Genomic DNA, 8,013 nt, shown 5'->3' with positions numbered 1-8,013 from the left:
CCATTCTGCGGCTCAAAGATCGTCTTCAGCATGACGAAATACATTTTGTAGTACCAGTCGTCATGACTCTGCCCAAAGGCTTCATGATTTAGTTGTGATTTATCCGGGATAACCAGACCACGAAAGTGAAGGTCATCATCATCGAAAAAGTAATCCAGCAGATCACGATAAAATGCGAGCTTCGACTGACTAACCTTGGTCCACTTCACCTCGAAATCCGGCGCCAGCCCGTGCTTTTGCTTGATCTCCCGCAAGCGACGCACTATCTCGCTGCGCTTATCCAGCGGGCACCATACAGCCCCAAGCACCATGGCCGATTGACCATCGTTCTCCAGATGGCAGGACTCATCGCAATAGACATTAAATATGCGGCTCATCAGGCAAGGGCTCCTTCCACCAGCGACTCGGCCAGGGCAAGCTGGGTCTGCTGGCTGGTTTGCAAGCGTACTTTCAATTGATCACAAACAGCCAGTAAACCCTCAACTTTGTTGACTATTTTGGATTGTTCTTTAACTGGGGGTAATGGAAAAACCAATTCACGAAGTAAGCCCAAATTTAAAACATTCATCGTTGAGCCATGACTTTTTCTATATAGTTCATCCTGAACTAGCTGACTACCTAGTACGACACCAATGTATTTACGGTCAATATCTGAAAATAAAGAAACTTTTACTAACCGAGGGTTTATTATTCCACGAACTGCGTTATCAGACAGAATCAAAACTTTACCAATAGTACCAACCAAGCTTACAAGTATATCCCCGGCCTGAACTTTACATGACTCTAAGCTTAGATACTTTTCCTCATCAATAAAGTAGTCACCAAGGTCCTCATCACCAGATATAACTTGCTCTTGACCATATATTTTGTATCCTGATGCTACATACATATCTTTTTTTAAGACTGAGCCAAAAGGCCCTGCTTTCAACGCATTCTTTTCATTCTTTGCAATATAATCAAGTTTTACCCAATCCCACCCCTGCGGCAGTTCAAACGGTTTTTCGTCTTCACTAATCGCAGGCAGCGGTTTCTCTTTTTTGATTTTCTTCTCTTCCACCAATCGGGCTTTTTCGGCAGCGATGCGTCCCAGCAGGGCGGATACGGGTTCATCGCTCGGGTCTTGCGGCACTAACTTTCCCATCACCGCCAGTTGCAGGATGGTCTGTTTCAGGGCGTCGATACTCGACTCGGTGGTAAAGAGGGTATCGAAGTGAGTGCTTAGCCGCGCCCAGTTTTGCGCCAGCTCGTCGGCATCGGCACTGTCTGTCAGCGTGGCGAGCAGGGTCTCTACCAGCATCTGATGGGCAGCCAGCTGTGCTTCACTCTGCTGTTCCAACTGGTCGCATAGGGCCATTAACTCTTTCACTTTGGCAACGATACGGTGTTGTTCATCCAAAGGCGGCAAAGGTATTAATACTGACTGAACGATAGACTGATTTATTGAAGACTGCCCTATAGCATGTTGTGCAACTGACAAAAAATATCCTGAAAGCCTTAGTTGATTGAACACTAAGTCAATGTAATCATATGAGACCAAGCAACTTGTTCTAATAAGTAACAAGTTAACGCCATGATAAAGTTCATGGTTGCCATGAAAAATAGCCGTCTTACCAACATGAAGATCACTGTTGATGTGCGACAGTAATATATCACCCTGATTTAACCGATAATAATTCAGCTTATCATGGGGTATGCTTGGAGAGTAACCAACTCTCCCCATATTAATGACAGATTCTGATATGGATTCTATCCGAGTAAGTGGGAAACCATTCCCTTCCTTATTTTGCACGCCAGAAAAACCATTTGATATTCTATTTATTATTGAACCGACCCGGGTAAACTCCCATCCAGCAGGTAGCTCAAACGGTTTCTCTTCCTCACCAATTTCCGGCAAGGCCTTGGGCTTTTTAATTTTGCCCTCTTTGACCAGCCGCGCCTTTTCGACAGCAATGCGCTCCAACAGCACGGAGGCTGGTTCATCGCTGGGGTCTTGCGGTACCAATTTGCCGCGCACGGCCAGCCCCAGGATCAGCTCACGCAGCTTTTTGATGCCGGTGAGTTCCAGCTTGCTGTTGCTACCGCGCCCGGCACTGCTTTTGGGGCGCACTGCCGCAGTCCAGAGATCCAGATGGTCGGTAATCAGATTCTCGATCGCCATTACGCCTGCCCCCCCAGCTTGGCCGCACCGTTGCCCAAAGCGTCGCCCAGAATGGCTTTAAGCTGGTCACGCAGGGTCTTGATTTCTTTCTGCTCTGTGGCATAGCGTGCCAGCAGCTCGTCAGGGTCGTGACTTATCTGCTCACCGACATGGGGGTTTTTGATATCGAGGTTAAAGTTGCGCTCGATAATGGTGTCGATGCTGACCTTCCAGGCTTGTTCGTTCTCAACCCGAGCCGCAAAGCCGTCCGCCTCATCGCCCCACCAGGCAATCTCGGCTTCAAACTCCTCGAACTTCATCGGCTTGGTCTTGCTGTAGTTCTTCACCCCAGCCGGATAGGGGTGCTCATAGAACCAGACATCCTTGGTGGGCTGGCCCTTGGTAAAGAAGAGGATATTGGTCTTGATGCCGGTATAGGGGGCAAACACGCCGTTGGGCAGCCGCACTATGGTGTGCAGGTTGCACTCAGCAGTGAGCAGTTGCTTGATCTTGGTTTTGACCCCTTCGCCAAACAGGGTGCCATCGGGCAGCACCACGGCGGCACGACCGCCCTTTTTCAGCACTTCGATGATCAGCTGCAGGAACAGGTCGGCAGTTTCGCGGGTACGGAGATCGGCGGGGAAGTTCTGCTCGATGCCATCCTCTTCGGTGCCACCAAAGGGCGGGTTGGTGAGGATCACATCGATATCGCTATCCCAGCTCGACAGCGGTTTGTCGAGGGTGTTGCCGTGGCGGATCTGCACCGGCACCTCGATGCCGTGCAGCAGCATATTGGTAGTGCAAAGGAGGTGCGGCAGCTGCTTCTTCTCGACCCCCAGGATCTGCTGCTGCAGGGTCTGGTGGTCGGCAGCGGTCTCGACATAGTGCTCTTTGACATGGTCAAAGGCGCAGGCGAGAAAGCCGCCGGTACCGCAGGCCGGGTCCATAATCCGCTCGCCGAGTTTGGGGTCGATGCGGTTGACCATAAAGCGGGTGACGGCGCGGGGGGTGTAGAACTCGCCCGCGTTACCGGCGCTTTGCAGGTCGCGCAGGATCTGCTCGTAGATGTCGCCAAACAGGTGGCGTTCGCTGCTGTCGGTAAAGTCGATCTCGTTTAGCTTGTTAATCACCTGCTTGAGCAGGGTGCCGTTCTTCATGTAGTTGAAGGCATCGCTGAACGCCTCTTTCACCACATAGCCACGGGGGTTGAGATCGATATTGGCAGGCTGGTTTTTCAGGCTGTCGAACAGGTCATTGTTGACGAAATCGAGCAGGGCATCGCCTGTCAGCCCTTCACTATCGGCCGCCCAGTTGCGCCACAGGAAGCGCTCGGGGATGGGGCAGCGGTAGTTATCCTGCTCAAACTCCAACTCCTCTTCCTGGGCGTCGAACACTTTCAAAAACAGCAGCCAGGAGAGCTGGCCGAGGCGCTGGGCATCGCCGTCGATACCGGCGTCCTTGCGCATGATGTCCTGAATGGATTTGATGACTGAGCTGATGGATGACATGGGGTTCTCTGCTTTTTACAAAAATGGTGACGAATACAGGGGCGAATTCGTCAGGAAGATCGATAAAACAGGCGGCCATGATTGCCATGGCCGCACTGTGGAGCTGTTGCAGGCTTGGCGTCAGGCGCTCTGCTGCTCACGGTAAATTTCTTGCTCCAGTTCGGTGATGGCCTGCTCGAACTGTTTGGGGCCACCAAAACCCTTCTTGGCCAACTCCAGCGGGCGACCCAACTCGGTAAAGGGGGCCACTTTTAGCGCATCCTTGGTCTCAATCTCGGTCACGCCCTGATCGGCATACTTGTCGAGCAGGCTGGTAAGCACCTGCTGGGCGGTATCGTTGTACTTGGTGAAGTAGTTGCGCTTTTTGACGTTGTTGGCCCGCTCACGGCGGGTCAGTGGCGGCTGATCGTATACCACATGGCAGATAAGGTCGAACGGGTCGAGCTCCTTGCCCACTTCCTGCTCCAACACCTCCCATAGCACGCCCGCCTGCGCCAATTCATCCATGATGGCTTGCTTGCGTTCGGCGGCTTGCCAGCGTTTGGTGAAGGCATCGAGGGTGGCAAACTCTTTGAGCAGGGTCTTCTTGGTGTAGTCCTTGAAGGATTCGGTCACCAGCTTGCCATCGGCATCGTAATACTGCACCCGCTCGGCGATGACGCTGACCGCCACTCCGTTGACATAATACTTGCTGACCCCAGGCTCGGGGTCACCCAGCGGGCCTGCGCCCTGACCCCCTGCGTCACTCTGGCCACCATCACTAGCGGTTGTGTAACTGCCGGGCTCTTCATCAACCCCGGGGGCAAACGGATCGTCATTGTTGCCGGGTTCATCGGCTGGCAGTGGATCGGCGCCGTCGATGATATCGCCTAGGCCTTCATCCGGATTGTTGATGTCTGCCGGTTTGACCACCATGACGCGCTCCGGCTCGCCATCGAAACGGGGATCGGCAAACAGCTCGGTGGCCTTCTTGAAGTCGAGAATGGTAAACCAGAGCTTGCCGTACTTGTCGTCGATGCGGGTGCCACGGCCGATGATCTGCTTGAACTTGGTCATGGACTGGATGTTTTGGTCCAGCACCACCAGCTTGCAGGTCTTGGCATCGACGCCGGTGGTCATCAGCTCGGAGGTAGTTGCAATGACCGGATAGGGCTTTTTCGGGTTGATGAAGTTGTCGAGCTGGGCCTTGCCAAGGTCATCATCGCCGGTGATTTTCATCACATAGCGGTCATCTTTCAGCATCTGCTCGGGGTTGAGGTTTGCCAGCGCCCGTCGCATCCGGTCGGCATGATCGATGTCATTGCAGAACACGATGGTCTTGGCCATCGGGTCGGTTTTCTTGAGGTAGTTGGTGATGGTCTCGGCCACCAGCTGGGTGCGCTCGTCGATCACCAGAGTGCGGTCGAAATCCTTCTGGTTATAGATGCGGTCTTCAATCAGGTTACCCTGTTTGTCCAGCTGCCCCTTGGTTGGGCGCCACCCCTGCAGATCCACATCGATATCGACCCGCACCACCTTGTAGGGGGCAAGAAAACCATCTTCGATCCCTTCTTTCAGGGAATAGGTATAAACAGGGTCACCGAAGTAATCGGTGCTGGAGACGGTTTCGGTCTCTTTGGGCGTGGCGGTGAGACCAATCTGGGTGGCCGATGAGAAGTATTCGAGGATCTCGCGCCAGGCGCTGTCTTCGGCAGCGCTGCCACGATGACACTCATCCACCACGATCAGGTCGAAGAAGTCGGAAGAGACCTGCTTGAAGGCTTTTTGCGACTCTTCCGGCCCGGTGAGCGCCTGATAGAGGGCAAGGTGGATCTCATAGGCGGGGTCGATCGTTCGCCCGGTGACCTTGGTCATGGCCGAGCCAAAGGGCTGAAAATCATTGATCTTGGTCTGATCGACCAAAATGTTGCGATCGGCCAGAAACAGGATGCGCTTCTTGGCGCCCGCCTTCCACAAACGCCAGATGATCTGAAATGCGGTGTAGGTCTTGCCGGTGCCGGTTGCCATCACCAGCAATACCCGATCCTCGCCTTTCGATATGGCTTCTACGGTCTTGTTAATGGCCTGCAGCTGGTAGTAGCGGGGAGATTTTCCGCTGCCATCGGAGTAGTAGTCCTGGCTGATGACAGGCAGTTGGGCCTGGGTGAAGCCCTTCCAGGTGCAGAGCTTGTCCCAAAGCTGGCCCGGGCTGGGGAAGTCCTCCAGCGCGATCTCGGATTCCAGCTTGGCCGGATTGGTCTTGTCATGAAATACGAAGCCATCGCCGTTGCTGGCGAATACGAACGGCACATCCAGCAGACGGGCATAATCGAGCCCCTGCTGCATCCCCTTGCCAATCTCATGCTTGTTGGCTTTGGCCTCGATCACCGCCAGTGGCAAGCCCATCTTGTGATAGAGCACGATATCGGCCGATTTGACCTTTTTGCGTGCCGCCATCTGGCCGCGCACCACCACCTTGCCATCCCGCAGCTTCACCTCTTGGCGAACCTGAGTCAGGTCATCCCACCCCGCCACCTTGATGGCGGGCAGCAAGTATTTGGAGATGATGTCGGCTTCGGTGAGGGTTGCTTTGTTGATCTCGGCCATGAGCACTCTTCCGGTCGGGGGACAATATTGCTCAAGATTCTCTCATAAAATCAGCCGGGTTTTGTTGATTTCAGACTCATAAAGCAACAAGGAGAGCAGTTCTTGATGGCGAGCCTTCTGGTCAAGGAAACGTCTGGCAATGGCATCACCATGATGCGCTGAATGCAAAGACCAAGATTCCAGATAGATAGGAATTCGCCCCCATCATTTCCAGCACACCAGGGTCTCTCACCCCCTCAGACAAGATCGCCAACATTCCAGAGAGAAAAACGGCACGAAATTTCCAGATAGATAGGAAGTCTTCGATCAGGATTCCACATAACTCGTTCTGAACGGGCATTCCACTATGTGGAAAATTCGCACCACTTTTCCAGATAGATAGTTGTGTGGAAAGAAACTGGACGGGAATTGGTTGGGAATGACAGTGTTCATTCCATAGCTCCACATCCTGCGTGATTCCACGCAACCACGTTTGTCGCGAGACAACAAACTTCAATACTTTCAGTGCGTTGTTGATTTTTTCCTGAGCAGAGTCCATGGTGATATGGAGTTTGGTCACACGATCACCTGATTGCATCCTTTATCCGCTACACCTGAGGTCATCACCATGAACAGCATTGTCATCCTGAGCATCTTGTTTGCATTCCTGATAGGCTTTGGCGCCTTTGCTGCATGGCTGTATATCGAGAAGCGTCGTATGGATGCCTCAGATAAATGACCCGCTATTTTGCTGAACGGACCTCTTTTGCCACACATGAAATCAGATGACGGGAGCAGCCCAACATCTCCTGGATCACCGAGTAGCTGTGTCCGGTGCTCAATAACTGTGCGATGTGCTGACGCCTCTTCTCATCTTTCTGTCGACCACGGTATTTCCCCTCATCCCTGGCCTTGGCAATACCCTGCTGTTGCCTGCGTCGGCGATCTTCATAGTCTTTGCGAGCGACAGCTGCGAGCATATCCAGCAGCATGCCGTTTACAGCCTGCAATATGGCGCTAGTGAACTCGGAGCGGCTATCCCCCTGTAACGCCACCCAGGAGGTCGGAAGCTCCGGAGAAACGATGGAGAGCTGTTTCTGCGCCAACAATTGCTTCAGTGTTTGCCAATCTGTTTGATTGAGACGAGCCAGACGATCAATCTGTTCTACCAGCACAATGTCACGATCTGCAGCATCGCGGATCAACCTCATAAGCTCAGGCCTGTCCAGCGTCGCCCCCGACTCATTCTCCACATAGAAACTGGCAATCTGATGGCCTTGCTCCGCAGCAAAACCAATCAGCAGCTCTCGTGCCCGTTCAGCATCCTGCTCCACTGTCGATGCACGTAAGTACGCCCGTATGAACATTGAAACCCCCATCAGTCTGTTTAAACTGGTTCCGAATTATTGGTTCAATGTCATTTTCAGAAGACGACTGCACCAGACAACGCGGTTTGAAGGCTGTTGTGCAGTCGTCTATTGAACGAACAGTATCAGGAGTCCGCTGCACGAATGATGACCTCAAGCCGGTTCTGGTCGCGCTGGCGACCGATCAGCCCCTGGATGTGCGATACCGCGACCACGATCTTTCCGGCGATTGGGCGGGCTACCGCGAATGCTACATCAAGCCCGACCTGCTGCTGATCTACCGCAAGTCCGACGCCGACACCCTGCGACTGGCGCGGCTTGGCTCCCATAGCGAGCTGTTCGGCTGATGCCAGTCGCCCTGTCCGCCAAACGATCATTAGGCGGCCAAACCGGACGCCTGTCCGAAAACATCTTGCGCAACGGGATGACGGACAAT

7 protein-coding genes are annotated in these 8,013 nt (G+C 53.3%); 1 reads left to right on the top strand and 6 read right to left on the bottom strand.

Annotation, left to right across the window (positions count from 1 at the left end; genetic code table 11):
- The 6 genes from PG888_RS21795 to PG888_RS21770 all read right to left on the bottom strand — a co-directional run.
- Nucleotides 1-377 (bottom strand): DUF3800 domain-containing protein (locus tag PG888_RS21795; RefSeq protein ID WP_270694458.1); only part of this gene is annotated, 377 nt, incomplete at its 3' end.
- Nucleotides 377-2,158, bottom strand: coding sequence for a restriction endonuclease subunit S (locus PG888_RS21790; protein ID WP_270816019.1), 1,782 nt, complete (start codon nucleotides 2,156-2,158; stop codon nucleotides 377-379). The genes PG888_RS21795 and PG888_RS21790, both read right to left, overlap by 1 nt.
- Nucleotides 2,158-3,645: a type I restriction-modification system subunit M gene (locus tag PG888_RS21785; RefSeq protein ID WP_257712390.1), complete on the bottom strand. Its 1,488-nt coding sequence runs from the start codon at nucleotides 3,643-3,645 to the stop codon at nucleotides 2,158-2,160. Before PG888_RS21785 ends, PG888_RS21790 begins: the two co-directional genes overlap by 1 nt.
- Before the next feature lie 120 nt (nucleotides 3,646-3,765).
- Complete coding sequence (gene hsdR, locus PG888_RS21780) at nucleotides 3,766-6,231, bottom strand: EcoAI/FtnUII family type I restriction enzme subunit R (RefSeq protein WP_257712388.1); 2,466 nt, start codon at nucleotides 6,229-6,231, stop codon at nucleotides 3,766-3,768.
- A gap of 145 nt (nucleotides 6,232-6,376) precedes the next feature.
- Nucleotides 6,377-6,790, bottom strand: coding sequence for a hypothetical protein (locus tag PG888_RS21775; protein ID WP_257712387.1), 414 nt, complete (start codon nucleotides 6,788-6,790; stop codon nucleotides 6,377-6,379).
- Between the two features lie 163 nt (nucleotides 6,791-6,953).
- Nucleotides 6,954-7,577 carry a recombinase family protein gene (locus tag PG888_RS21770; RefSeq protein ID WP_270694409.1) on the bottom strand — a complete coding sequence of 208 codons (624 nt, stop codon included), beginning with the start codon at nucleotides 7,575-7,577 and terminating at the stop codon, nucleotides 6,954-6,956.
- Nucleotides 7,578-7,624: 47 nt separating this feature from the next.
- Between PG888_RS21770 and PG888_RS21765 the strand changes: the two genes are divergently transcribed.
- Nucleotides 7,625-7,924 (top strand): type II toxin-antitoxin system YafQ family toxin, encoded by a 300-nt coding sequence (locus PG888_RS21765; protein ID WP_228304025.1) that lies wholly within the window; start codon nucleotides 7,625-7,627, stop codon nucleotides 7,922-7,924.
- Nucleotides 7,925-8,013: the final 89 nt, after the last annotated feature.

Origin of the sequence: Aeromonas sp. QDB23 (assembly GCF_027707745.1) — a bacterium.
Classification (GTDB): domain Bacteria; phylum Pseudomonadota; class Gammaproteobacteria; order Enterobacterales; family Aeromonadaceae; genus Aeromonas; species Aeromonas allosaccharophila.
The sequence above is the reverse complement of the archived record's forward strand: the minus strand, read 5'-3'. Positions and strand labels throughout refer to the sequence as shown.